At 53.6% G+C, this 24473-nt stretch carries 22 protein-coding genes; 16 read left to right on the forward strand and 6 right to left on the reverse strand.

The window, feature by feature from the left end; translation table 11 throughout:
• The first annotated feature begins 66 nt into the window (after window positions 1-66).
• The gene (locus AKG35_RS00635; RefSeq protein WP_011129506.1) at window positions 67-1074 is read left to right on the forward strand and encodes an RpoD/SigA family RNA polymerase sigma factor; all 1008 of its coding nucleotides are present in this window, start codon (window positions 67-69) and stop codon (window positions 1072-1074) included.
• Here the strand turns inward: AKG35_RS00635 and AKG35_RS00640 are convergent.
• From AKG35_RS00640 to AKG35_RS00650, 3 genes are read right to left on the reverse strand one after another with little or no spacing between them, the layout of a single operon-like run.
• Window positions 1059-1970 carry an alpha/beta fold hydrolase gene (locus AKG35_RS00640; protein ID WP_011129507.1) on the reverse strand — a complete coding sequence of 304 codons (912 nt, stop codon included), beginning with the start codon at window positions 1968-1970 and terminating at the stop codon, window positions 1059-1061. The genes AKG35_RS00635 and AKG35_RS00640 overlap by 16 nt on opposite strands.
• A complete protein-coding gene (locus AKG35_RS00645) occupies window positions 1967-5227 on the reverse strand; it encodes an efflux RND transporter permease subunit (protein ID WP_011129508.1) in 3261 nt (1086 codons plus the stop codon). The genes AKG35_RS00640 and AKG35_RS00645 overlap by 4 nt, the downstream gene beginning before the upstream one ends.
• A gap of 7 nt (window positions 5228-5234) precedes the next feature.
• On the reverse strand, window positions 5235-6386 hold the full coding sequence (locus AKG35_RS00650) for an efflux RND transporter periplasmic adaptor subunit (RefSeq protein ID WP_419177147.1): 1152 nt from the start codon (window positions 6384-6386) through the stop codon (window positions 5235-5237).
• Between the two features lie 141 nt (window positions 6387-6527).
• Here AKG35_RS00650 and AKG35_RS00655 point away from each other — a divergent pair, with 141 nt between their 5' ends.
• From AKG35_RS00655 to AKG35_RS00665, 3 genes are read left to right on the forward strand one after another with little or no spacing between them, the layout of a single operon-like run.
• Window positions 6528-7160: a succinate dehydrogenase cytochrome b subunit gene (locus AKG35_RS00655; protein ID WP_041384855.1), complete on the forward strand. Its 633-nt coding sequence runs from the start codon at window positions 6528-6530 to the stop codon at window positions 7158-7160.
• Window positions 7160-9076, forward strand: a complete 1917-nt coding sequence (locus AKG35_RS00660; protein ID WP_011129511.1) for a fumarate reductase/succinate dehydrogenase flavoprotein subunit — start codon at window positions 7160-7162, stop codon at window positions 9074-9076. The genes AKG35_RS00655 and AKG35_RS00660 overlap by 1 nt, the downstream gene beginning before the upstream one ends.
• Window positions 9073-9810, forward strand: a complete 738-nt coding sequence (locus AKG35_RS00665; RefSeq protein WP_011129512.1) for a succinate dehydrogenase/fumarate reductase iron-sulfur subunit — start codon at window positions 9073-9075, stop codon at window positions 9808-9810. The genes AKG35_RS00660 and AKG35_RS00665 overlap by 4 nt, the downstream gene beginning before the upstream one ends.
• 30 nt (window positions 9811-9840) lie before the next feature.
• Here AKG35_RS00665 and AKG35_RS00670 read toward each other — a convergent pair whose 3' ends face one another.
• Window positions 9841-10794 (reverse strand): isopenicillin N synthase family dioxygenase, encoded by a 954-nt coding sequence (locus AKG35_RS00670; protein ID WP_011129513.1) that lies wholly within the window; start codon window positions 10792-10794, stop codon window positions 9841-9843.
• A gap of 174 nt (window positions 10795-10968) precedes the next feature.
• Between AKG35_RS00670 and mutT the strand changes: the two genes are divergently transcribed.
• Both mutT and AKG35_RS00680 read left to right on the forward strand, forming a co-directional pair.
• Entirely contained in the window at window positions 10969-12081 is a 1113-nt protein-coding gene (gene mutT, locus AKG35_RS00675) for an 8-oxo-dGTP diphosphatase MutT (RefSeq protein WP_011129514.1), read from the forward strand.
• A 24-nt stretch (window positions 12082-12105) separates the two neighbouring features.
• Window positions 12106-13146, forward strand: coding sequence for a carbohydrate kinase family protein (locus AKG35_RS00680; RefSeq protein WP_011129515.1), 1041 nt, complete (start codon window positions 12106-12108; stop codon window positions 13144-13146).
• Here the strand turns inward: AKG35_RS00680 and tsaE are convergent.
• Window positions 13095-13568, reverse strand: coding sequence for a tRNA (adenosine(37)-N6)-threonylcarbamoyltransferase complex ATPase subunit type 1 TsaE (gene tsaE / locus AKG35_RS00685; RefSeq protein WP_011129516.1), 474 nt, complete (start codon window positions 13566-13568; stop codon window positions 13095-13097). The two genes, AKG35_RS00680 and tsaE, sit on opposite strands and share 52 nt — an antisense overlap.
• 70 nt (window positions 13569-13638) lie before the next feature.
• Between tsaE and ahcY the strand changes: the two genes are divergently transcribed.
• From ahcY to AKG35_RS00700, 3 genes are all read left to right on the forward strand, one after another.
• The gene (gene ahcY / locus AKG35_RS00690; protein WP_011129517.1) at window positions 13639-15069 is read left to right on the forward strand and encodes an adenosylhomocysteinase; all 1431 of its coding nucleotides are present in this window, start codon (window positions 13639-13641) and stop codon (window positions 15067-15069) included.
• Window positions 15070-15176: 107 nt separating this feature from the next.
• The gene (locus tag AKG35_RS00695) at window positions 15177-16691 is read left to right on the forward strand and encodes a glucosyltransferase domain-containing protein (RefSeq protein ID WP_236069607.1); all 1515 of its coding nucleotides are present in this window, start codon (window positions 15177-15179) and stop codon (window positions 16689-16691) included.
• Between the two features lie 39 nt (window positions 16692-16730).
• On the forward strand, window positions 16731-17390 hold the full coding sequence (locus AKG35_RS00700; protein WP_011129519.1) for a DedA family protein: 660 nt from the start codon (window positions 16731-16733) through the stop codon (window positions 17388-17390).
• 10 nt (window positions 17391-17400) lie between these two features.
• On the opposite strand, the gene AKG35_RS00705 is transcribed toward AKG35_RS00700, so the two are convergent.
• The gene (locus AKG35_RS00705) at window positions 17401-17787 is read right to left on the reverse strand and encodes a single-stranded DNA-binding protein (RefSeq protein WP_011129520.1); all 387 of its coding nucleotides are present in this window, start codon (window positions 17785-17787) and stop codon (window positions 17401-17403) included.
• A 143-nt stretch (window positions 17788-17930) separates the two neighbouring features.
• Here AKG35_RS00705 and AKG35_RS00710 point away from each other — a divergent pair, with 143 nt between their 5' ends.
• The 7 genes from AKG35_RS00710 (at window position 17931) to AKG35_RS00740 (ending at window position 24473) form a co-directional block, all read left to right on the forward strand.
• Window positions 17931-18983, forward strand: coding sequence for a rod shape-determining protein (locus tag AKG35_RS00710; protein ID WP_011129521.1), 1053 nt, complete (start codon window positions 17931-17933; stop codon window positions 18981-18983).
• Window positions 18984-18987: 4 nt separating this feature from the next.
• Window positions 18988-19731, forward strand: coding sequence for a rod shape-determining protein MreC (gene mreC / locus AKG35_RS00715; protein ID WP_011129522.1), 744 nt, complete (start codon window positions 18988-18990; stop codon window positions 19729-19731).
• Entirely contained in the window at window positions 19731-20240 is a 510-nt protein-coding gene (locus AKG35_RS00720; RefSeq protein ID WP_011129523.1) for a hypothetical protein, read from the forward strand. Before mreC ends, AKG35_RS00720 begins: the two co-directional genes overlap by 1 nt.
• Window positions 20241-20253: 13 nt before the next feature.
• Entirely contained in the window at window positions 20254-21558 is a 1305-nt protein-coding gene (locus AKG35_RS00725) for an ABC transporter substrate-binding protein (RefSeq protein ID WP_011129524.1), read from the forward strand.
• Window positions 21559-21704: 146 nt separating this feature from the next.
• Window positions 21705-22577, forward strand: coding sequence for a response regulator transcription factor RpaB (rpaB, locus tag AKG35_RS00730; RefSeq protein ID WP_011129525.1), 873 nt, complete (start codon window positions 21705-21707; stop codon window positions 22575-22577).
• A 46-nt stretch (window positions 22578-22623) separates the two neighbouring features.
• Window positions 22624-24150: a lysine--tRNA ligase gene (gene lysS / locus AKG35_RS00735; protein ID WP_011129526.1), complete on the forward strand. Its 1527-nt coding sequence runs from the start codon at window positions 22624-22626 to the stop codon at window positions 24148-24150.
• A 59-nt stretch (window positions 24151-24209) separates the two neighbouring features.
• A complete protein-coding gene (locus AKG35_RS00740; RefSeq protein WP_006042532.1) occupies window positions 24210-24473 on the forward strand; it encodes a hypothetical protein in 264 nt (87 codons plus the stop codon).

Here is a 24473-nt window from a genome sequence, read left to right on the forward strand (position 1 = left end):
TGGGTTTCCCGTAGTGTCTTTTGGGCCACTTGGAGGGTAAGCTTTACAAAACGCAATAGAGTTGTCGTGGCCGACTCCGCAGCCTCCAAATCCCTTGTTAAACCAGCGGTTGTGCCTGCTCGTCAGTTGCCCGCAGATGTCGACCTGGTGCGTTCGTACCTGCGCGATATCGGTCGAGTGCCGCTGCTGAGCCATGAGCAGGAGATCACGCTGGGTCGTCAGGTGCAGGAGTTGATGTCTTTAGAGCAGCTTGAGTCTGAACTGGAAGGTCAAACAGGTGAGCCAGCGAGTCGTAAAGAGCTAGCGAAGGCAGCTGGCTTGAGTGAGTTGCAGCTCAAGAAGAAGTTGCAGAGCGGACGACGTGCGAAGGAGCGGATGGTGTCTGCGAACCTGCGCTTAGTGGTGAGTGTTGCCAAGAAGTACACCAAACGGAATATGGAGCTACTTGATTTGATCCAAGAGGGAACGATCGGCTTGGTGAGGGGAGTAGAGAAGTTCGACCCAACCCGTGGCTACAAGTTTTCGACCTATGCGTATTGGTGGATTCGTCAGGGGATCACGCGTGCGATTGCGGAGAAGAGCCGGACGATCCGTCTGCCGATCCATATCACGGAGATGCTGAACAAGCTCAAGAAAGGCCAGCGAGAATTAAGTCAGGAGATGGGGCGCACGCCAACAGTGAGCGAACTTGCAGAGTTTGTGGAGTTGCCCGAGGAGGAGGTGAAGGATCTGATGTGCCGTGCCCGTCAGCCGATGAGTTTGGAGATGAAGGTGGGAGATGGGGATGAAACGGAGTTGCTTGAGTTGCTTGCCGGGGAAGAGGAGTTACCGAGTGAGAAGGTGGAAGTGGATTGCATGAAAGGCGATTTACGTACCTTGCTAGAAAAGTTGCCCGAGCTGCAGGGTCGTGTGCTGCGGATGCGTTATGGAATCGACGGAGGGGAGCCGATGAACCTCACCGGGATTGGCCGCATCCTCGACATCAGTCGTGATCGTGTTCGCAATCTGGAGCGCCATGGACTCAATGGTCTGCGCCAGTTGAGTGAAACGGTTGAGGCCTATGCGGCTTGCTGAATGATGCTGAGCAGTAGCGGATTGACCTCTTCAGGAGCTTCGTCGTGTGGGCAATGCCCTGCACCATCGACTACTGATATGGAGCGGATACAAGGCAGCAACGCAGCCCAGCGACGGGCTTCCTGTAACGGTTCCCATGGATCGGCTGCCCCCCAGATCAGATCCACTGGCATGTTGAGATCAGCCATCAGTTCTGGCGCCAGGTAGTCGTCGAAGATGTTGATGAAACCGTGGAAGGCTTCTGCAGCACCTGGTCTATCGGCTGGTTTTTGCAGCATGCTCACCAAGGATCGATCGAGATTGTTTCCGCTGGGGTAGGCCTGCTTCAGTACCCGCTTGATCATCATCGGGTTTGCTGCGTTGCGGAAGAGGCTGTTGCTTAGCCAGCGCTGCTGAACCAGACTTTTCAGCCAGGGACGAGTCCAGCGCATCAGGCTGGGCTGTTCGTCTAATCGCTTGTCGTCCAAGGTGCGTTGGGCGCAGTTGATCAGAACGACGCCTTCGCAAGCCTCTTCGAGGAGCTGGGCGGCACGTAACGCAATCACTCCGCCGATTGAATTGCCCACAATGCGCACAGGTATCTGCACCACTTCGCGGCAGAAGGCGGCGACCTGGGCTCCCCAGCCATCAAAGTCGTAGCAGAAATCACCTTGATGGGGGGCTTCACCCCGCAGTCGTGCCCTTGGTTGGCTGCTGCTACCAAAGCCGAGGAGATCGATGGCGTAGCAGGGGCTTATTTGGGCCAACACCGATTGGTTATGGCGCCAATGCTCCTTGCAGGCTCCAAAGCCGTGGATGAGCAGCGTTGCTGAATTGGCATGATCTGCAGTGCCTGATCTGCTCCAAGCCACCTGCCAATCCTGCCAAGTCCAAATGTGATTTTCGGCGTTTGTCAAATCTGTGGTTCGCTGCTGAACCAGCGCTCCTCTAGATGCTTCACCACAACATAAAAGGGCGGTACCACTCCTAGAGACAGCACTGTGGCCACCACCAGGCCTCCAAAAATCACAGTGCCCAGTGATTGTTGGCTATGGGCACCAGCTCCATTGGCCACCACTAGAGGGAGGAAGCCGGCTAAGGCTGCAATAGCAGTCATCAGGATTGGCCGTAAGCGGGATTCGGCCGAGGCAATCACAGCATCACTAGGGGTCATGCCGCTTTTCAGATTTTGTTCGGCGACTTCCACAATCAGGATGCCGTTCTTCGCCGCCAGGCCGATGAGGGTCACCAGGCCAACCTGGGCATAGATGTTGAGGTCGATCGAGCGGATCGCTAGAAACGCCAGCGCTCCAAGCATCGCTAATGGCACTGTCATCAGAATGATGACTGGTGTGACATAGCTCTCGTATTGGGCAGATAGCACCAGATAGACGATGAGCAGTCCGAGTCCGAAGACCATGATGCTTGCGCTGCCTGCAGATAACTGCAGTGCAGCCAAGCCGGTGAAGGCGTAGCCGATGTTGGAGAAGTCTTGTTTTTGGAAGAGGTTTTGAATGGCCTGTAAGGCTTGGCCTGAACTTTTGCCGATGGCCTCCGCACCTTGAATGAGCACTGTGCGGTAGAGGTTGTAATGGCTGATGACTGGGGGCGCACTGCTCAGGTCTGCGGAGGCGAACTGTGAGACTTGTACAAGCTCGCCATCACGACTGCGCACGTAATAACTCAGGATGTCGTTAATGTCGTTGCGTTGTTCGGCTGATGATTGCACATAGATGTTGCGGACTTGACCGTTTTCGTATGTGAGGCCTGAATAGTTGCTGCCAGCCAGGGTGGCGATTGTGTTCATTGCCTCCTGATAGTCAACGTTTAAGGCTCCCATCACAGCTCGGTCGACTTGGAGTCCGAAGGCCGGAGCGCTAGGAATGAACTGGGTGTAAAGGCTGGAGAATTCGCTGCTCGCTTTACCGGCTTTGATCAGATCATTGGCAAGCCCATCCAGTTGGTTGAAGTTGTAGGCACCGTTGCTGAGATCATTGAACTGGAAGTAAAAACCTCCCTGGGATGAGAAGCCCGGTACAGCAGGAGGTTGGGCAGAAACCGCCATGGCACTACTTAGCTTCTCTAACTTGGCGTTAAGCCGATCGACGATGGCTGCTGCACTGTTGCTGTTGCCTTTGCGTTCATTGAGAGGCTTAAGGCCAAAAAAGAATGCACCCTGATCGGGGCTGGAGCCATTGAAACCGAAGCCACTGACAATTGCCGCTGCATCGATGTTCTTTTCGGTTTTGAGCAGCTCGGCAATTTGCTGTCCTGTTTGTTGGGTTTGGCTGAGTGAGGCGCCATTTTGAAGCTGGTAAAAACCCAATCCATAACCTTGGTCTTCTTCCGGGATGAAGGCAGAGGGAATGGCAGTGAAGGCGAAGGCAGTCAGCAGGATGCCACCAGCGAGACTGGCCAGGATTAAGCGGCGTTTGCTGATTAACGATTTGATCAGTTGGGCATAACGCTTTTGCAAATCATCGAAAAAGCTATTGAAACGACGAAAAATGAAAGGGAGGTTGCTGCTAGCTATGCCACCCAACATCACACCAAGTACGTAGGTCCAGCTGCCGAAAGCAGTTGCTGTGAAGCGACCAAAGGCCAATCCCACTAACACTCCTGAGAGGACCCAGCCCCAACCTTTGGGCTCTCGAGGCTTGTCGCTACCTAGAATCAATCCTGACAACATTGGTGAGAAAGTTAGGGCGTTAAATGCTGAGATCGCAATTGAGAAGGCAATGGTTAGGGCGAATTGCTTGTAGATGATGCCAATGCCACCTGGGTAGAAGGCCACTGGTACGAAGACGGCCATCAGTGCCAAGGCCGTGGCCACTAAGGCGCCAAATAGTTCTCCCATGCAGGCCAGTGCTGCCTGGCGAGGACGCATCCCTGATTCGATGTTTTTTGATACAGCTTCGATCACCACAATTGCATCATCCACAACCAATCCGGTAGCGAGAACTAGGCCAAGCAGGGTGAGTTGATTAATAGAGAAATCGAAGACTTTAAGGAAGGCAAAGGTGCCAATTAGAGAGATTGGGATAGCCAAGCTCGGAATGATTGTTGCTCGCCAGTTCTGCAGGAAAAGAAAGAGAATGAGCAGCACAAGGACAATTGCAAGCCCAAGGGCATCAACGACTCCTTCAACAGAGGATTCAATAAATTGACCAATGTTGTAGATCTGCGATACCTTGACCCCTGGTGGAGCTGAGGCGGCGAACTGATCGATTACTTTCACGACGTCATTGGAAACGTCTAATGCGTTGCTATCAGGTGTCTGGTAGACAGCCAGTGTCATGGCTGGGTGCCCATTCACGTCGATTGCATCGGCTGTAAAAGTATTGGAGCCATAAATCACTTCGCCAATATCTTTTAGCAGCAAAAGGTTGCCACTTGTAGTCCGACTAACGATGAGGTTGTTGAAGTCTTCGATGGAGACAAGGTTGCCATTATTTTCAACCAGAATTGGGTATGTATAGGCTTGGTCCCCTGTCGCAGGAGGGCCACCTACTAGGCCTCCAATCGCTACGCTGTTCTGGCTTTTTATAGCATTGATGATGTCTTCGGCAGTTAGTTTGTTGGCTGCCAGTTTGTCGGGATTGATAAATAGCCAATAGGCCGGGTTGGCTCCGCCCAGCACGGCAACATTGGCAACCCCTGGGACTCTGCTAAGGGGGTAATAGAGCTGCTCGTAGATAAGGCCATTGAGGTAATTAGCGTCAAATTGCCCCTGCGTTGACCCAACTTGATATGCCAGCAGGATGGATGGATTGCTTTGTTCAACGGAAACACCCGTCGCCTGAACTTGCTCTGGAAGCTGGGGCATGGCCAGGGAAACGCGGTTTTGCACATTGACTTGGTCGATATTGATATCAGTTGACTCATCGAAGTAGACATTGATTGTGCTTTGCCCCTCCATGTCACTGGTGGACGAGATGTAGTTAACGCCAGGAACACCGTTGATCTGTTGCTCTAACGGATTGGTGACAGCTTGTTCGGTGACTAGTGAATTTCCGCCGCCATAGTTTGCTGTGACTTGGATCAGTGGACTGGCGATATTTGGGAGGTTTGCGATTGGTAAGGAAGGGATTGCGATAATGCCTACCAGCACGATGAGGATGCTGCAGACTGTCGTCAGAACTGGTCTTTTGATGAAATTGTCGGAGAACGCCATGCTTTATTCAGTTGCTTCTTTTCTTGGTGGCTTGTGTTGGCGCAATCTTCACGGCCATGCCGTTACGCAGTAGTGCTGTGTTGCTTGAAACAACTTGCTCGCCTTTTTGCAGGCCTGATTTCAATGGGTAGAGGTTGTTTTGCAGTTGGCCCAGGGTGACAGCTTTTTGCAACACAATCGGTGTGTTAGTAGGTAATGATTCGAGCTTCTTTTTGGTTGCTTCGGGTAATGAGCTTGATGCTTTGATTTTTGGGAGTGCTTTGCTTAGTGGGACAACAACGTAGACAAATGGTTGTTGGGCCTCCATAAATACCGCTTGAACAGGAACAGCAAGGCTTGTAAATTTCCCCGTCACGATCTGACTTTTGACAAATTGTCCAGTTTTTAACTTACCAGTGAGGTTGGGAAAGGCTGCTTTCACCATGAGTGTGTTTGGAGACTTATTTGTTCCATTCAGCTCGTAATACGGCGAGATAAAGACAACGGAGCCCTGCCCTGTTAAAGGTGGTGTGGTTTGGGATGCAACCATCACTGTTTGCCCCAGTTGCACCTGGTTGGCTTGCGTTGCAGGGATTTGCATCATTGTCCACAGCATCGAATCGTCAACGATGCCTGTAATGGTTTGCCCTTTCTTCACGTAGTCGCCAAGTTTCACTTTGTCCAGATCACCGATTAGGCCATTGATTGGTGCGCGTACGAATTTGTAGCCGAGGGTGGCTGCATCGGCTTTTGCCTGATCTCGCGACTGGATTGCCTGCACTGCATATTTGTCGCGAGTCTTGGCTGATGTTGCACCCTGCTGGTAGAGGAATTCATAACGCTCAGCATTGAGTTGGTCTTTCTTTGCTTCGGATTGGGCGGAGTCCAGGGCAGCACTTTGTTGCTCGTTGTCGAGCACCAGGATGGTTTGACCAGCTTTAACGCGTTGCCCATCCTTGGCGAGGATTTTGACCACTGTGCCGTCGGTCTGTGGTTTTAAGGCCACGTTTTTGGTCGACTCCAGCATGCTGACGGCACTGACCATTGGCTCAAAATTGGTTGAGGTGATTCGGGTTGCCTCAACCGTCATGAATTTGTGAGTAGCCTTATGGTTATGGCTGCAGCTCGTCACCATCAAGACGGCCCCTAGCAGGGCAAAGGTGGTGGAGCTAGATGCCATCAGAACTTTCTTTTTTGCGGACGATAACCTTCCTTGCATCTAGATGCTCTGGCGAAGGTTCACCCGTGATGAACGTTAGGTGCGCCTACTCTCTGACCCATGAGTTTCTTTAGGGTTGTTTGACCTTTGTGGGCTGCATTTATGGGGGTGGATTTGTTCAGGGCCTGGAGCGCTGCTACAGGGTTGCTGTTGGTGCTTTTCCTGATGCTCCATTTGGGTGGAGTTGTGATGGCGCCTTTTGCACCTGCGAGCTTTGAGATTTATGCAGCGGCCTTGCATCAGTCTGCTTGGTTGCCGTTTGCAGAATTTGCCTTTTTAGCTGCAGCTTTCATTCACTTGGCCCTGAGCTTGGCCAAGCTGATTGTTAATCGACGAACTGGTAATCGTGCTGCTCTTGTTAGCCGCCGAGGTGATCGTCTTGCTGTTTTAGCAGCACGTAGTCAGGCGATTGGTGGTTTGATCCTGCTTGGCTTTCTTGTGGTGCATCTCTTGCAGCTGCGCTGGCCTAGGCCAGCCGCCGGCGAGGAGCTGATAGCGCTGCGGGCTTTGTTGGCTCAGCCTGCAAACGTGGCTCTCTATTTATTGGCCGCTGTGGCCGTCAGCTTGCATGTGTTCCACGGTGGTGAGGCGGCTCATCGCAGTTTGGGATTGCTTGATCCAGTTAATGGTTTTCGCATTCGGCGCGTCTTTCGCATGCTGGCGTTGCTTTTGGGCGGCGGCTTCAGCGTGGTGGCGTTGCTGGTCTCTGCCTCAGCGTTGCAGATGGGTCAGTGATGAATGGTTTGCCTGATCCTCGCCTCCCATCAGGCACGATCGCCGATGCATGGAACCGCACGCAAGGATCGCTGCCATTAATCAGCCCATCGCGCAAACGGGAACTTCATTTGTTGGTGGTCGGCACGGGGTTGGCTGGGGCTTCGGCGGCGGCAACCCTGGCCGAGCAGGGTTATCAAGTGCGTGTGATCAGCTTTCACGACAGTCCTCGACGGGCACACTCAGTGGCCGCCCAAGGAGGTATTAATGCCGCTCGCCCTCTTCCTGTGGATGCAGACAGCGTTAGCCGCCTCTTTGCCGATACCTTGCGTGGCGGTGACTTCCGTGCGCGTGAGGCAGGTTGCCAGCGTTTGGCTGAGATCAGTAGCGCGATCATCGACCAGTGCGTTGCTCAGGGGGTTCCCTTTGCCCGTGAGTACGAGGGAACACTTTCGACCAGAAGAATGGGAGGGGCTTCGGTCAGTCGCACCTTTTACGCTCGCGGACAGACTGGCCAGCAATTGCTCTACGGCGCTTATCAGGCGTTGATGCGTCAGGTGGCTCTTGGTCATGTGGAGTTGTTCTGTCGACGCGATGTTTTGGAGCTCATCAAGGTGGATGGTGTGGCCCGAGGGGTGGTCTGCCGTGACCTGCTCAGTGGTGAATTGGAGGTGCATACCGCTCAGGCTGTGTTGCTAGCGAGTGGTGGCTATAGCAACGTCTACTTTCTTTCGACAAATGCACTCAAATCCAATGCAAGTGCCATTTGGCGGGCTCATCGTCAAGGAGCTTTATTCGCGAACCCTTGCTTCACCCAGATCCACCCAACCTGCATTCCAAGTGGTGATCCCTATCAGAGCAAGCGAACCCTGATGAGCGAGAGCTTGCGTAATGACGGCCGTGTTTGGCTGCCATCAGATTCTGCAGATCAGCGTTCAGCTGTTGATATTCCTGAGTCCCAGCGGGATTACTTCCTTGAGCGTCAGTACCCGGCCTACGGCAACATGGTGCCCAGAGATGTTGCTTCACGCCGTGCCAGGGAGCTCTGCAAGGCTGGGCATGGTGTGGGCCCTGGTGGCCAAGCCTTTTATCTCGACCTGAGTGATGCGATCTCGAGTCAGGGGCGAGAGGTAATTGTGGAGCGATACGGCAACCTTTTGGAGATGTATGAGCGAATCACGGGTGAGGATCCGTTGATGACACCAATGCGCATCTCTCCAGCGCCCCATTACACGATGGGTGGTCTCTGGGTTGATTACTACCTGATGAGTTCGATTCCTGGATTGTTTGTGCTGGGTGAGGCCAACTTCTCTGAGCATGGTGCTAATCGTCTCGGCGCTAGTGCTCTGATGCAAGGTTTGGCTGATGGCTACTTCATTGTGCCGGCTACCGTCACGGCTTGGGTAGCAGGCCATAGCACCAAGCCTGTTGCTGATGATCATGGGGCTTGCCGAGAAGCCCTGGCGCGAGCCAGTGGGCGGATTGAGCTTTTGCTCAAGGGGGCGGGCACACGATCGGCTGATTCTTTTCATCGTGAGCTTGGAGCTGTGATGATTGATCGCTGCGGTATCAGCCGTGATGCCGAAGGGCTGCATGCTGGGTTGGCAGATGTGGCATTGCTGGAGCAACGTTTTCATGCTGAGGTAAGCATCCCTGGAGAGGTTCAGGGACCTAATCCTGAACTCGAGAAGGGGTTGAGGGTTGCTGATTTCTTTGGAATGGCCAAGTTGATGTTGCGCGATGCCTTGGCGAGAGAGGAGTCTTGTGGAGCCCACTTCCGTGAAGAGCATCAGACAGAAGAAGGCGAAGCTCGGCGTGATGATGAGAACTTTGCCCACATTGCTGCTTGGGAAGATCGCGAGATGGCCGAGCCGATTCGCCATGCTGAGCCGCTCAACTTCAAGAGTTTGAAGCCCAGTGAACGTAGTTATCGATGAGCCGTAAACTGTCGCTCAAGCTGCGTATTTGGCGTCAGGCGTCAAGCAACAGTTCCGGTGCTTTCCATGTCTACTGGCTTGAGCAGATTTCTGCCGACATGTCGCTATTGGAGGCTCTTGATCGTCTCAATGAACAGCTGATTGCTCAAGCCAAGCGCCCGGTGTCTTTTGATCACGACTGTCGTGAGGGTATTTGTGGTAGCTGTGGCTTTCTTGTTAATGGTCAGGCCCATGGGCCTCAGACCGGCACCACTTTGTGTCAGCTCTATCTGCGGCAGTTTGCTGATGGCGACACATTGACGCTGGAGCCATGGCGGGCAAGAGCTTTTCCTTTCATTCAAGATTTAGTGGTGGATCGTGCGGCTTTTGATCGGTTGATTGCAGCTGGTGGCTATTGCTCGGTGAATACGGGCCAGGCTCCGGATGGCAATGACTTGCTGATAGGGAAGGATCAAGCTGCCTCTTCCTTTGAGACGGCTACTTGCATCGGTTGTGGGGCATGTGTCGCTAGTTGTCGTAATGCCTCAGCCAGTTTGTTTGTGGCGGCCAAATTGGCCCATCTGGCTCAGTTGCCTCAGGGGCAACCTGAGCGCAACCGCCGGGCGAAGAGGTTGCAAGAGCGGATGAGCGAGGAGGGTTTTGGTAGTTGCAGCAGCAACTTGGAATGTGAGGCGGTGTGTCCGAAGCAAATTTCAGCTGACTGGATCAGCTGGATGCATCGCGAGGCCCGTTGATATCCCGTGGTCATCTATTGATTGCAGCCATTAAGCCATCAGTTTGATTTTGTACAGCACTTCCTCTAGGGCATCGGCAGCCATCACGCCGGCGAACCGTTGTGGATGGCTTTCATTGACGCAGTTGCTGAGCGGTGTGAGCAGGGTGGATGGTTTGGGGTGACAGAACTGAACAACACTGAGTCGCTCAAGATTGGCTTGACTTGGTGCTAAGACGCGGTGCCAGCCTGTTGGGATGAGCCCATTGCTGATCCGTTCAAGCATCAAGCCACTGTTGACGATCACTTGGCCTTCAGGTGCGATGGCATCAACCCAAGAGCCATCGATGTAGACCTGCAGACCTGGGGCCGTGGCTCGCGGTAAGGCTGTAATCAGGTTGATGTCGCCATGGGCGGCGGCCCACATGTGCCCTGCAGCAGGGGCTTCGCTCATGGGTGGGTAGCGGATCGCTCTAGTGAGCGTTGGTGCGTCTTGTACCAGATCAGTGAAAAAATCATTATGGCAACCAAGACCAGTAGCGATGATTCGCAGCACGCGACACTGCAATTCGGCGATGGTTTGGTGGAAGGTTTGCAGCACTCGAGTGATGCCTGGCACGGCTACTTCTGGTAGGAGTTGTTCTGGATAGAGCGTGGGGAAACGTTGGCGTAAGGGGTGGTTATCTGGGAGTGGAAATGCCCAGTTGAGCATTTCCTTCCAGTCGGGCAGCTTTTCGCCTGCGGCTGTTTCTACAAGTGTGTCTGTATAGCCAGTCTGGCCAAAGGCTTCAGGCACGTTGAATTGTCGTTTTGTTGTCGCTTCTAGAGCAAAGAAACGGTTCAGCATCCCGTAGGCCTCATCGAGAAGAGCAGAGGGCAGATCACTGGTGGTCACTACAAACCCTGTTCCGAGGCTGCGCATCAATCCGTCAACAACAGCGGCTTGTTGAAATCTCGTGCCCTGTTCAAAAGCCAGTAGGTCAACATCAAGAATCGTTTGCTTCAAGCAATGGCCTGGTTGAACGAACGCTGCAATGGTGCCTTAAAAACTTGTTGCAGCCCAGTTAGGCCTTGAGAGGTTGGTGGTCAGTTGTTGATTCATTTTGCCGGCTCCAGGGTTAAAGCGTTAGAAGGTTCGAGTCAACAGTGCCGAGAGTTGCTCGATAAACGTTGGCCTGAGATGCGTCAGCAGCTTTTGGCTTGGTGGGAAGTCCATGGTCGCAAGGACATTGCCATCAAGCCGTGGATGTTTACGACCGATGGTCGCTGGCCTGAACCAAACGAAGATCTCTCGCCATACGGCATTTGGATTGCTGAGGTGATGCTCCAACAAACTCAGTTGAGGGTGATGCGTCCTTACTGGGAGCAGTGGATGTTGGTGTTGTCAACGATGCAGCATTTGGTTGCTGCTGAAGAGCGCCAAGTGTTGTTGCTGTGGCAAGGCCTGGGCTATTACTCTCGTGCCCGCAGGTTGCACCAGGCGGCGCGTCAATTGGCCGCTTCCCCTCTGCCCTCTTCTCTTGAAGCTTGGCTGGCTGTCCCGGGTATTGGTCGCACCACGGCAGGGAGCATTCTTTCCAGTGCCTTGAATAGGCCAGTGCCAATCCTTGATGGCAATGTGCGTCGTGTGCTGGCCAGACTTCATGGTTGCCTGGAGCCACCCCAAAGAGCACAGGCAAGTTTTTGGCAGTGGAGTGAAGCCCTTCTCGATCCTTTGCGGCCAAGAGATTTCAATCAGGCCTTGATGGATTTGGGGGCTTTGGTATGTACCCCTAGGACTCCCAGTTGCCAATTATGCCCTTGGCAAAGCAGTTGTGCTGCCTACGCTGCTGGAGAGCCAAGCCACTTCCCCGTGCAGGATGCGAGCAAGCCCATTCCCTTCCAGGTGATTGGTGTGGGGGTTGTGCTGAATGAGGTGGGTGAGGTCTTAATTGATCAACGGCTGAATGAGGGTTTACTCGGTGGTTTGTGGGAATTCCCTGGTGGTAAGCAGGAGCCAGGTGAAGCAATCGAAGCCACCATTGCTCGCGAGCTCAGGGAGGAATTGGCGATTGAAGTGCAGGTGGGTGAGCAGCTGATTGCTCTTGACCATGCCTACAGCCATAAGAAGCTTCGCTTTGTTGTTCATCTCTGCCGCTGGATTTCAGGAGAACCCAAGCCTTTGGCGAGTCAGCAGGTTTGCTGGGTGAAGCCTGAAGATCTTTCTGGTTATCCCTTCCCGGCAGCCAATGTGCGCATGATTGCCACGTTGATTGATCATCTTCGCGCAGACATGCTTAGCCAGCGTTCCTAGCTTCATCTCAGTAGCTGCTAACTGATGACGGGGACCAATCCGGTTCACAGCAACGAGCCTGAGGTGATTTGCTTGGGAGAGGCGCTGGTGGATCGTCTTGGACCGCTGGGGGGAGATCCAGCTGTGGATCAGCCTGTGGAGGATTGCCTAGGGGGAGCCCCTGCCAACGTGGCTTGTGGCTTAGCTCGGCTTGGTAGCAAGGTGGCTTTTTTAGGACGTCTTGGAGACGATGCCATCGGGGCCAGGTTTCGAGAATTGTTTAATACTCGAGGCGTGAACCTTGCTGGTCTGCAGATCGATCAGCGTCGGCCCAGTCGCATTGTGTTGGTGCGTCGAGATCTCGATGGGGAGAGGGTGTTCCAGGGTTTTGCAGGCGACCGCGGAGACGGTTTTGCTGATCCGGCTCTGTCTTTAGATGAGTTGGCGGCTAGCTGGCCTTTGCTGGTAGGTAAGGCGAGCTGGTTGTTGATCGGCTCCATTCCTTTGGCCACACCAGCTTCAGCCCAAGCCTTGCTTTGGTGCGTTGAGCAGGCACAAACAGCAGGGCTTGAGATCGCATTGGATGTCAACTGGCGTCCAACCTTCTGGGATCCTGGCCATTCTCCCGATAGTGGCCCTGATGAGAAGGCTTTGCAGGCGATTGCGCCTCTTCTTGAGCGTGCTTCTCTGCTCAAACTGGCTAGGGAAGAGGCCGTTTGGTTCTTTGACACTGACGACCCTGCAGTGATTGCGCGATCCCTTCCGCAGCAGCCAGATGTGGTTGTGACCGATGGGGCGCGTCCGGTGCGCTGGTGGATAGGGGGTTGTGTTGGTGAGCTTGCAGCGCTTTCTCCCCCTTCAGTTGTCGACACCACCGGTGCTGGCGATGCTTTCACTGCAGGATTGCTGCATCAATTTTTGATGGATGCCTCATCTCAACGAGATCTGATCAAGGCCCGGGAGATGGTTCGTTTTGCAGCAGCCTGTGGCGCGCTTGTTTGTGGAGGGGCTGGTGGTATCGATCCGCAGCCGTCTCAGATGCAAGTGGAGGAGTTTTTGGGGTCGTTCGAAGGTGAGGTGAACTGAGCAATACGACCTCCTTGAGCTCGATGCTGCAATTGCAATCTCCAGGCTTCAGGCAAGTTAAGGCTTAATCGATCAGGCCATTCCACGGCCATGAGGGCACCTAGTGCTTGGGCTTCTTCTTCCTCTTGCAGAAATAGCTCATTGGCAGTGCTGGGTTGCTCCAAGCGATAGAGATCTAGATGGATCAGAGGAGGATTCCCGTCCGGGTAGTGCTGAGCAAGAGCGTATGTAGGTGATGTGATCGGCTCACGGATACCGAGAGCGGTTGCGATGCCTTGCACCACAGAGGTTTTGCCAGCTCCCAGGGGCCCCTCTAGCAACAGCACTGATAAAGCAGGTAGCCGCTGGACAAGTGCTATGCCTAGCCATCGAGTGGCATCAAGATTTTCAAGAATCCATGTGTCATCTGTAGATTGCCCCATAAGCGATCCCGAAGTCTTGGCGACTTCGCTGAGATTTCCGTACACGATTCCCCCAAGGGAGCTTTCAACCATGGTGGCAGTGCCCACATCAACGGCCTCGTTGCAGGCCCTTCCTCAGTACGTCGTAGCAGACATCGACCTAGCGGACTTTGGCCGCAAGGAATTAAGCATTGCGGAAACTGAGATGCCAGGCTTGATAGCCCTCAGGATCAAGTACGGCAGCGAAAAACCTCTCAAGGGGGCTCGCATTGCTGGCAGTCTGCACATGACCATTCAGACTGGTGTGTTGATTGAGACGCTGGTGGCCCTCGGTGCTGATGTGCGCTGGGCTTCATGCAATATTTTTTCTACTCAAGATCACGCTGCTGCTGCTATTGCCGCTAGCGGCGTGCCTGTGTTTGCAACCAAAGGCGAGACTCTGGATGAGTATTGGGCCTATACCCATCGCATCCTCGAGTGGGGTGATGGTGGCACTCCCAACATGATCTTGGATGACGGCGGTGATGCAACTGGCTTGGTGATGCTTGGCAGCAAGGCCGAGAGCGATAGTTCTGTATTGGATAACCCTGGCAACGAGGAAGAGACGGCATTGTTTGCCTCGATTCGTACCAAGTTGGCCGAGGATTCCAGTTTTTATTCTCGCATCAAGAGCAGTATTCAGGGGGTGACAGAAGAGACAACTACGGGTGTCGCGCGTCTTTATCAGATGCAAAAAAGCGGTGAATTGCCTTTCCCGGCGATCAATGTCAATGATTCGGTGACTAAGAGCAAGTTCGACAATCTTTATGGTTGTCGTGAATCCTTGGTGGATGGCATCAAGCGGGCCACTGATGTGATGGTCGCTGGCAAGGTGGCTTTGGTGATGGGCTATGGCGATGTGGGTAAGGGTTCAGCCCAATCGCTACGGGGCCTTGGTGCCACTGTGATGATTGCTGAAATTGACCCCATCTGTGCTCTTCAGGCAGCGATGGAGGGCTATCGGGTGGTGCGCCTGGATGAGGTGGTTCAGGATGTCGATATCTTTGTGACCTCCACAGGCAACTTTCAGGTGATTCGCCATGAACATCTGATCCGTATGAAGGATGAGGCCATTGTTTGCAATATCGGTCACTTTGATAATGAGATTGATGTTGCATCTTTGAAGGATTATCCCTGGGAGAATATCAAGCCTCAGGTTGATCACATCACTCTTCCTAGCGGCAATAAGATCATTCTTCTGGCTGAAGGACGTTTGGTGAACCTTGGCTGTGCGACCGGTCACCCGAGCTTTGTGATGAGCAATTCCTTTACCAATCAGGTGTTAGCTCAAATTGAGTTGTTTTCGAAAGGTGATCAGTATGCCGATCAGGTGTATGTGTTGCCGAAGCACCTCGATGAGATGGTGGCTCGCCTTCACTTGGAGAAGATCGGCGCGAGGCTTACTGAGCTCACCAAGCAGCAGGCCGATTACATCAGTGTGCCTGTTGAAGGCCCTTATAAGCCCGACCATTATCGCTATTAATCCACTCACTTCAGAAGTGTTGCCAGGTCCTTTTCAGGCCTGGCTTTTTTATGTTTAGTTTGACGAAATTGGTTACATACATGATTCGGCAGCCATGCTCTTATCTTGTGCAGGATTCACAACTTCAGCGTCAGTGGAAGTCTGTTTTTGCAGCAGGATTTTTCACGCTTTTGCCATTGCTTCTCGCAGTCGATCTCTACATCGATGACATCGAGAGAGCCATGAATGGCAATCGTGGCTGGGTCAAGGTTGGCAGGCCACTGGCTGATTCCCTAGTGGAATGGTTGAACTTTGGTCGTCCAGCGACGGCGATCGCCCCTCTCCACACTTTTCTGGCTATCGCGCTGCTGTCTGCTCTCGGCGTGGCTTGTGCCCGTGTTTACGGCATTCGCTCACCTTTTTGGACAGGTGTTGCAAGTCTGCCGTTGATGGCACAGCCATATGCGTTGCAGTCCATGTCTTATGGCTTCGATTCGGTGTTTATGGCGATGGCTTTGGTCTGTTCCGTCATGGCAGCCATCCTTGTGCATCTGAGAAAAAGCTGTCGCACTGTTGTTGTGGCCCTTGCGCTGCAGTTGGCTTCTTTCAGCCTCTATCAACCAGCGGCGAATGGCTTTTTGGTGATGACGGGCTGTCTCTGCGTGGCCTCAGGCTTAGGGGTGCTTGATCGACATTGGCAGGTGCTTTCTCAGCGTTGGCGTCTATTGGTCAGCGTCGTCATTTATGCCGGTGGTTATGGCCTCTATCGGCTGATTTTAGCACTGTTTTATGAATACAAATTGAATGGATATGCTGCTGGTGCTTCACAGCTCAAGCCTTTCGATGGCTCACTGCCTTTGGGGCTTGTTGCTTCGGTTTTGGAACCGTTCCAGCTACTGGTCAAAGATTTCAGTTATTTGCCTGTTCTTCTTCCGTTTCTATTGCTTATTTTCAGTTATGCAGTCTTGGTGATTCAGTGGCGACCATGGCCAGTGGCCTTGACTGCAGCAGCAGGGATGTTGTTGGTCTTGTTGTTGGCTCCAGGCGGTATGTTGCTGCTCAAAGATTCTTTTGTGCGCCACCCGAGGGTTTTGCTTTATTTTGGCCCCCTGCTGACTAACGTCATGCTGCAATTGTTTGCGCTGGCAGGACGTCTCAAGCGACCAATTTGGCGGTTTGGAGCTCTTCCGTTGGTCTGGTTGATGGTGGTCATGTCTTATGCCTATGGCCATTCTTTTGCTGCACAAGCTCGCTTCGAGCAGGGTCGTCTTTCTCGCATCGTGGGTGCTGTATCTGTTCTCCAGGTCAGAGATTCAGATCAGCCTATGCGTTATTTAATGGTGAAGGGCACCATGCCGCGTTCGCCGGTTTTGCGAAACACGGTGCGTAAATTTCCTCTAATCGATCGATTGATTCCCCCATTGCTGGAAGGAGATCAAACCTTTTCATATCGACAGCTTGAGTTGCATGGTTTGGGCTTGGAGAAGCGAAATTTGGATGGAATGGAAAATGTTCTGCCTACTTCCTGTCAGCCGTCAGTTGAGGCGATTTGCACGAGCGAATTTTCGTTGCATCTGTTTTCTCCGGACACGTTGTATCTAGAACTCGCACCTGATCAGGCGCCTGTGCGTCCCAGGACTTAATTGTTCTGTGAAACACTGAACGCGCTTTTACGGTTTTTGATGGGATTGCCGGAACTGATCACCAAGTTGCCCGACTGGATCGGCCAGGCCGTGGAGGCCAACCAGTGGATGGGTTATGGCGCGATATTTGCAGCCATGTTTCTGGAAAATCTCTTTCCACCGATCCCATCCGAGTTGATCATGCCTCTTGGCGGTTTCTACGTGCAGCAGGGGCAGCTGCAGTTCTTACCAGTCGTGTTGGCCGGTTTGTTGGGCACCTTGTTGGGGGCTCTCCCGTGGTATGGCATTGGGCGGGTTATCAATGAGAAAAGGCTTGAGGTTTGGCTCAGTCGACATGGTCGTTGGATCGGTATCAGTCCGGCAGAACTTGCGCGCAGCCGTCGTTGGTTTAATCGTTATGGCACGGCGTTGGTGTTTTGGGGACGGCTAGTGCCTGGCATTCGTACCTTGATCTCTGTGCCTGCAGGCATTGAATTGATGCCTTTCGCACCTTTCCTGATCTGGACAACAGCAGGCAGCCTGATTTGGACTTTGCTACTCACCCTGGCTGGGTTGGGGCTTGGGGAGGGTTACAGCAATGTGGAGTTGTGGATAGATCCTGTCTCCAAGGTTGTAAAGGGGGCCCTGGTTATTGCGGTGTTGGCTGCCGTGGTGTGGCTGGGCCTGCGCATTTGGCGCAGGCGTCATCACACTCATTGATCAATGAGTCTTAAAAGGGGACTTCCTCTTCACTTGGGCCGTCCCCAAATCCCCCTCCGCCAAAGTTGCTCGCTTCTGCATCACGTTTTGAACCTAGAAGCTCTAGACGGTCCACCCGCACAACAGGCTTGGTTCGCTCTTCTCCGGTGTTGCGATCGGTCCAGCGGTCCAGTTTGAAGCTACCGATGATACCCAGCAGAGATCCTTTTTTGACATAATCCGCGGCGACTTGAGCCTGTTTGCCCCAGATCTCTAGGTTGAACCAGTCTGGTTCATCGTCGCGACTGCGACGGTTCACGGCCATGGTGAGGTTGGCGACAACCGTTCCCGATTCGAAGTAGCGAACTTCTGGATCACGGCCTGCTCGGCCGACGAGTGTGACGGAATTTACGCTCATGAATGAAACCTATTTGTTTGAGTTTGGTCAATGATGCGCCACGGTTTAAGTGGCTGCTTATAAGGAGTTCCACCCTCATCGCTGGGTGTAACAAGCTGCATTGGCTACGCCACCTATGATTCGCCGACTTGAGTCCAGCGCTTGTGTTTTTTCGTCGCTTTCAATTGTCACGCGACATCGGCATTGATCTTGGTACTGCCAATACCCTGATTTACGTTTCAGGCAAAGGGATTGTGCTTCAGGAGCCTTCTGTCGTAGCCCTGGACTTGGAGAACGGTGTGCCTCTGGCGGTGGGTGACGATGCCAAGTTGATGCTTGGCCGCACCCCTGGCAATATTCGTGCCGTGCGTCCACTGCGCGATGGCGTGATCGCCGATTTCGATGCAGCTGAGCAGATGCTGAAGACCTTTATTCAGAAGGGTAATGAAGGTCGAGGCATTGTCGCTCCTCGCTTGGTGGTGGGTATCCCGAGTGGAGTGACCGGTGTCGAACGGCGTGCCGTCCGGGAGGCAGGCATGGCAGGAGCTCGGGAAGTTCATCTGATTGATGAGCCTGTTGCAGCCGCCATTGGAGCTGGTCTTCCTGTTACTGAGCCGATTGGAACGATGATCGTTGATATAGGAGGAGGCACAACCGAGGTGGCGGTGCTCAGCTTGGGAGGAACTGTGTTGAGTGAGTCGGTTCGAGTGGCCGGTGATGAAATTAGTGATGCCATTGGGGTTTATTTGAAGAAGGTTCACAACCTTGTCGTCGGCGAGCGCACGGCCGAGGAGATCAAGATCCGCATTGGCTCGGCTTTCCCCAATCACGAGTTTGATCAGCAGGCCATGGATGTGCGTGGTCTGCATCTGCTCTCCGGTCTGCCACGTTCGATCAATTTGCAGGCTGGAGACTTGCGGGAGGCGATAGCAGAACCCCTCAACGTGATTGTGGAGGCCGTGAAGCGGACCCTTGAGCGCACACCACCAGAATTAGCTGCTGACATTGTTGACCGTGGCATCATGCTTGCGGGTGGAGGAGCCTTGGTGCGCGGGATAAGCGATTTAATTAGCCATGAGACAGGCATCTTTACTCATGTTGCAGAGGATCCCTTGTTGTGTGTGGTCAATGGTTGTGGTCAGGTCCTCGAGGATTACAAGCGACTTCGCAGGGTGCTTGATACTCCGGAATTCACTCGCTCTTCAATGACGGCCTGAATCGATGGGGGTTTCCCCTTGGCAGGCATCTTTCCGTTGGAGGCGTTGGCGTGGAGGTTTGCCTTGGCTGTTGTTAGTGGCAGCGCTTGGTTTGGTGCGTTGGAGTAAAGGCGCCGGTTTTGCCGATGCTTATGCCCTTCTTAGTCGGCCGTTTTGGCCTGGATCAGCCCAGCGAGAATGGATCCAGTCTGGTATTCAGCTCGAGCAGCAGAGCAAACTTCGGTTGCTTGAGCAGGACAATCAACGACTTCGCGGGTTGCTTGCTCTTGGTCAGGCCTCAGGATCTGGGCGCATTTCCGCGGCTGTGATTTCCCGTACCCCGAAGGGGTGGTGGCAGCAACTGGAACTGGGCAAGGGGCGATTGCATGGCATTGCTCAGGGTGATGCTGTGATGGGGCCAGGAGGATTACTGGGGAGAATTCAAAGTGTCACCCCTGCCACTGCACGTGTTCAACTGCTCACTGCGCCAGGTAGTCGGGTTGGAGTTTGGATACCGCGAACCAAGCGTCATGGACTCTTGGTTGGTGTGGGTACGAGTAGGCCTCAGTTGGAGTTTCTCGATAAGAATCCCTATGCAGTGCCAGGTGATCTTGTCAGCATCTCGCCTGCCAGCACATTGTTGCCCGCCAGCCTGCCTGTAGGGGTGATTCAGAAAGTGGATGACCGCGCAGTTCCGGCTCCTCGTGCAGCTGTGCAGTTAATCGCTGCACCAGAAGCCATCGATTGGGTGCAGGTGCAGATTCGCTGATGGCGCGCCTTCATCAGCAACCGATTTGCTTGGCTTCAAGCCTCTTCGTGCCTTGGCTGACCCTCGCTTCACCGACCTGGGTGAGTCTTTCTGGGGTGGGTCCGTGCTGGGCGGTGTTGTGGTTGTTGCCTTGGGCCCTTGTTGATGGACCTGTCTCTGGACTCACTGCTGGCCTTTGTCTTGGCTTGGTATTGGATGGCCTTAACCTTGGTGGTGCGAGTCAACTGCCGGCGTTGATGGCGCTTGGATGGTGGTGGGGGCGGCTAGGCAGGCGTGCTCCACCGATTCAGGGCAGTTTCAATCTCGGATTATTGGCATGGATAGGTACAGCTCTGGTTGGCTTGAGTCTTTGGCTGCAAACGCTTTTGATTCAGTTCGATAGCTCGGTGTCTTGGCTTCATTCCTGGGGTTTGCATACCTTTTTGGCACAGTCGTTGATTACTGGTTTGGTTGCTCCTCTGCTGGTGTCATGGATGCTGTTGATTTGGCGGCGGCTGGCTCGAGCTTGAACAGGTCATGAGAATGCTGCGGTCACGAAGAAAGGTTGTTGTTGCAGGCCTCGTGGTGGTTGGTGCAGCCTTGATTGGTTGGGGTTGTCGACCGAAGCAGGGATCTTCAACTGATTTGCAGCTCTGGACGTTGCAACTGGCGCCGAAGTTCAACACCTATATGGAGGGGGTTATCAAAAACTGGCAGCAGAATCATCCCGGCGCGCTGGTGCGTTGGACAGATCTCCCCTGGGGATCAGTGGAGCGCAAGTTATTGGCTGCGGTGTTCGCGCGCACCGCACCAGACGTGGTCAATCTCAATCCCCCCTTTGCTGCAAATCTGGCCAGCAAAGGGGGGATTAGGGATCTGACGCCTTTGCTTCCAGTCGATGCAGCCGACCGCTACCTTCCCTCGGTTTGGGAGTCTGGCCTGGATGTTGAGGGGCGACAGATCGCCATTCCTTGGTATCTCACGGTACGGCTGAGTTTGGTGAACCAGCAGTTGTTGCGACAAGCCGAACTTGATGCTCCACCGCGACGTTGGCAGGATGTACCTTCCTATGCGCGCCGCATGCGTGAGCGCACAGGTCGTTATGGCCTATTCGTCACTGTGGTCCCTGACGATTCGACTGAACTGCTTGAGTCGATGGTTCAGATGGGAGTCACTTTGCTGGATTCTCGGAGGCGGGCTGGTTTTGCTACTCCAAAGGGTCAACGTGCTTTTGCTTTCTGGACCGATCTTTATCGGCAAGGTCTCCTGCCTCGAGAGGTGATAAGCCAGGGTCAGAAGCGAGCGATAGAGCTTTATCAGAGCGGTGAGTTGGCCATGTTGGCGAGCGGGGCTGAATTTCTACGCACGATCCAGACAAACGCTCCGGCTGTGGCCAGGGTGACTCACTCCTATCCACCGCTTGTCGGTAGTGATGGCAATGCGAATGTCGCTGTGATGACGTTGGTTGTGCCTCGTCAGAGCAGGCGCCCGCAGGAAGCGGTTGATTTTGCCTTGTTTCTAACCAATGGGGTTAATCAGGTAACTTTTGCGCAGCAAGCCAAGGTGTTGCCATCGTCTAGAAACGCTTTGCGACAGGTTCAGATTGCTCTTAATGCTGAGCGTCCCGAGTCGCGTGAGGCTGCTCAGATCCGCTCTGCTAGAGCATTGTCTGCCAAGACTTTGAAGCGGGCGAAAGTTTTGGTTCCGGCTTTGCCGGGGATCAAGCGTCTGCAGAGCATTATTTATACCCAGTTACAGCGGGCGATGCTCGATCAGATCAGCAGCGATGAGGCCGTGGAAGAGGCTGCTCGTCAGTGGAACCGCTACGCAGAAGCCAGATGGCCCTAAAGTGCCGCCAATTAGTAATTGATACCTAAGTATAAGTACCTTTTAATTCTTAAATAAATAGAAAAACTGCTATTTCTCAAGCTCGTTAGCGATTTTTGCTCAAGGCGGAAGGTTAAGGTTGTGTTTCTTCATGAGGAAATGCTCATATGTCACATCCGGGGGGTTTATCTCAGTACCAAAGCAATGATGGGTCTGAGACGCAGGCTCCCGGGAATCCGAAGGCGACCATCCTTGTCGTTGACGATGAGCCAGCAGTCCTCCGGATTTTGGTCATGCGACTTCAACTGGCTGGCTATCGGGTGATTTGTGCCGAGGACGGGGAAGAGGCTCTTGAGATTTTTCATCGAGAACAGCCTGATTTGCTTGTTCTCGATGTGATGCTGCCCAAGATGGATGGTTTTGCTGTTTGTAGAAGGCTTAGGGCTGAGTCTTGTGTGCCGATTATTTTCCTCTCAGCATTAGAGGCCATTTCTGAACGTGTGGCTGGACTTGATCTTGGGGCAGATGATTACATTCCAAAGCCCTTTAGTCCCAAGGAACTTGAGGCTCGTATTGCCACGATTCTGCGTCGGGTTGGTCCAGGTTCCGCTACGGCTGAAATCAGAGATCTGCCAGTTGGGCAGGGTGTTCTGCGAGTTGGTGATTTGGTGGTTGACACCAATCGCCGCCAGGTGAGTCGTGCAGGAGAGCGTATTGGCCTCACTTACACCGAATTCAGTCTTTTGGAACTGTTGTTCCGTGAACCTGGACGGGTGGTACCCAGGGCCGAAATCTTGGAGCAGCTCTGGGGTTATCCCCCTCGCCGGGCGGCCGACTTGCGTGTGGTCGATGTTTATGTAGCTCGTTTGCGTGGCAAGCTCGAGCCAGACCCGCGCAATCCAGAGCTAATCCTTACGGTTCGTGGAATTGGTTACTCCTCCCAGCGCGTTGGGGATAGTCCTGCTCCTGCTCCTGCTCCTGCTCCTGCTCCTGCTCCTGCTCCTGCTCCTGCTTCTGCTTCGGTTGCCGTTGCGAGTTGATTAAGTCGATGGGCTGAGTAGAGCAGCGACTCCATCGACCGGCAAGATGGCGAGGTCAGTCCTGAGTGCCTTGTCTGAGCTGCGTGAGACTCGCCTGGAAAAGGCACAAGCCCTCAAAGAGCTGGGGAATGGGCCCTATGCCCTGCGCTTTGAGTCAAGCCATAGCACCGCTAACTTGCAGGCGGATCATGCTGATTTGGCCAAGGGTGAGGAGAGGCTTCTCACTGTGTCTGTGGCTGGTCGGGTGATGACCCGTCGTGTCATGGGCAAGTTGGCTTTCTATACCTTGGCGGATGAGACCGGCACGATTCAGTTGTATTTGGAGAAGGCCACCATTGATGCGGCTGCATCAAATGAGCTGGCTTCAGGAACTTTTGTTCAGCTCACCACCCTTGTTGACGCGGGCGACTGGATTGGGGTCACAGGCGTGCTTCGTCGCACTGACCGTGGTGAGCTTTCGGTGAAGGTTCAGCAGTGGCAGATCTTGAGCAAATCATTGCAACCCTTGCCAGATAAGTGGCACGGTTTAGCTGATGTGGAGAAGCGCTATCGGCAACGCTATCTGGATTTGATCGTGTCGCCTCAGTCGCGTGAGACTTTTCGCCGCCGGGCATTGATGGTGAGTGCAATCCGTCGATGGCTCGATGATCGTGCCTTCTTGGAAATCGAAACACCGGTGCTTCAGGCTGAGGCCGGTGGCGCCGAAGCTAGGCCATTCATTACTCACCACAACACACTCGATCTTCCTCTTTATCTGCGTATTGCCACAGAGCTGCATCTCAAGAGGCTTGTGGTTGGTGGATTTGAGCGGGTCTATGAGCTTGGGCGCATCTTTCGTAACGAGGGGATGAGTACCCGCCACAACCCTGAATTCACTTCTGTAGAGGTCTATCAGGCCTATGCGGATTACATTGACATGATGGTCCTTACTGAGCAGCTGATTTCCTCAGTTTGTACTCAGATCTGTGGGTCTACGAGGATCACTTATCAAGGCATAGAAATCGACCTAACGCCCCCTTGGCGGAGAGCCAGCATGCACGAACTGGTGCAAGAGGCGACGGGGCTTGATTTCATGGGTTTTAAAGACCTTGCGGTAGCGGCTTCGGCTATGGCGCGGGTAGGTCTAGAGGTGCCGTCTAAGGCCGATAGTGTGGGCCGCTTGCTTAATGAGGCCTTTGAACAAGCAGTGGAGGTAAGTTTGATCCAGCCAACATTTGTGCTCGACTATCCGATTGAGATCTCGCCTCTTGCCCGACAACATCGCAGCAAACCAGGATTGGTCGAGCGCTTTGAATTGTTCATTGTGGGTCGGGAAACAGCCAATGCTTTTAGTGAGTTAATCGATCCCCTTGATCAACGTCAGCGGCTTGAGGCTCAGCAAGCACGCCGTCAGGCTGGGGACCTTGAGGCTCATGGGGTTGATGAGGATTTCCTTCAGGCTCTTGAGGTGGGCATGCCCCCTACCGGTGGCTTGGGTATTGGCATCGATCGCTTAGTGATGTTGTTTACCGATAGCCCTTCAATACGTGATGTGATTGCTTTCCCTCTGCTTCGACCGGAGCTCAAAACTTAATCTTCATCGTCGGGAACCGTCGCAGTGGATAATTAACTCAATGGCATGGTCCTATTTCTATGAGTGGCGAGCGCGTAGGTTTCCGCTTCAAACACGCCGATGCGGTGGTCAAGCGCAATCCCCAGGGTCGATCCAGGCGCGGGTGGGTGATGGAACCCGTTGAGCAGACCACCAGTCGCGGCACCAAGATGCCCGCATATCGCATTCGCTGGCGTGATAGCGAGCGTCCAGAAATTGTGCTTCAGCACATGCTGATTGCTGATCCAGACCCAACTCCTCCTCCGGAGAACGTGAGTCTTGAACCTCCGGCCCCAAAAGCCTGA

Origin of the sequence: Prochlorococcus marinus str. MIT 9313, from assembly GCF_000011485.1 — a bacterium.
Classification (GTDB): Bacteria; Cyanobacteriota; Cyanobacteriia; order PCC-6307; family Cyanobiaceae; genus Prochlorococcus; species Prochlorococcus marinus_D.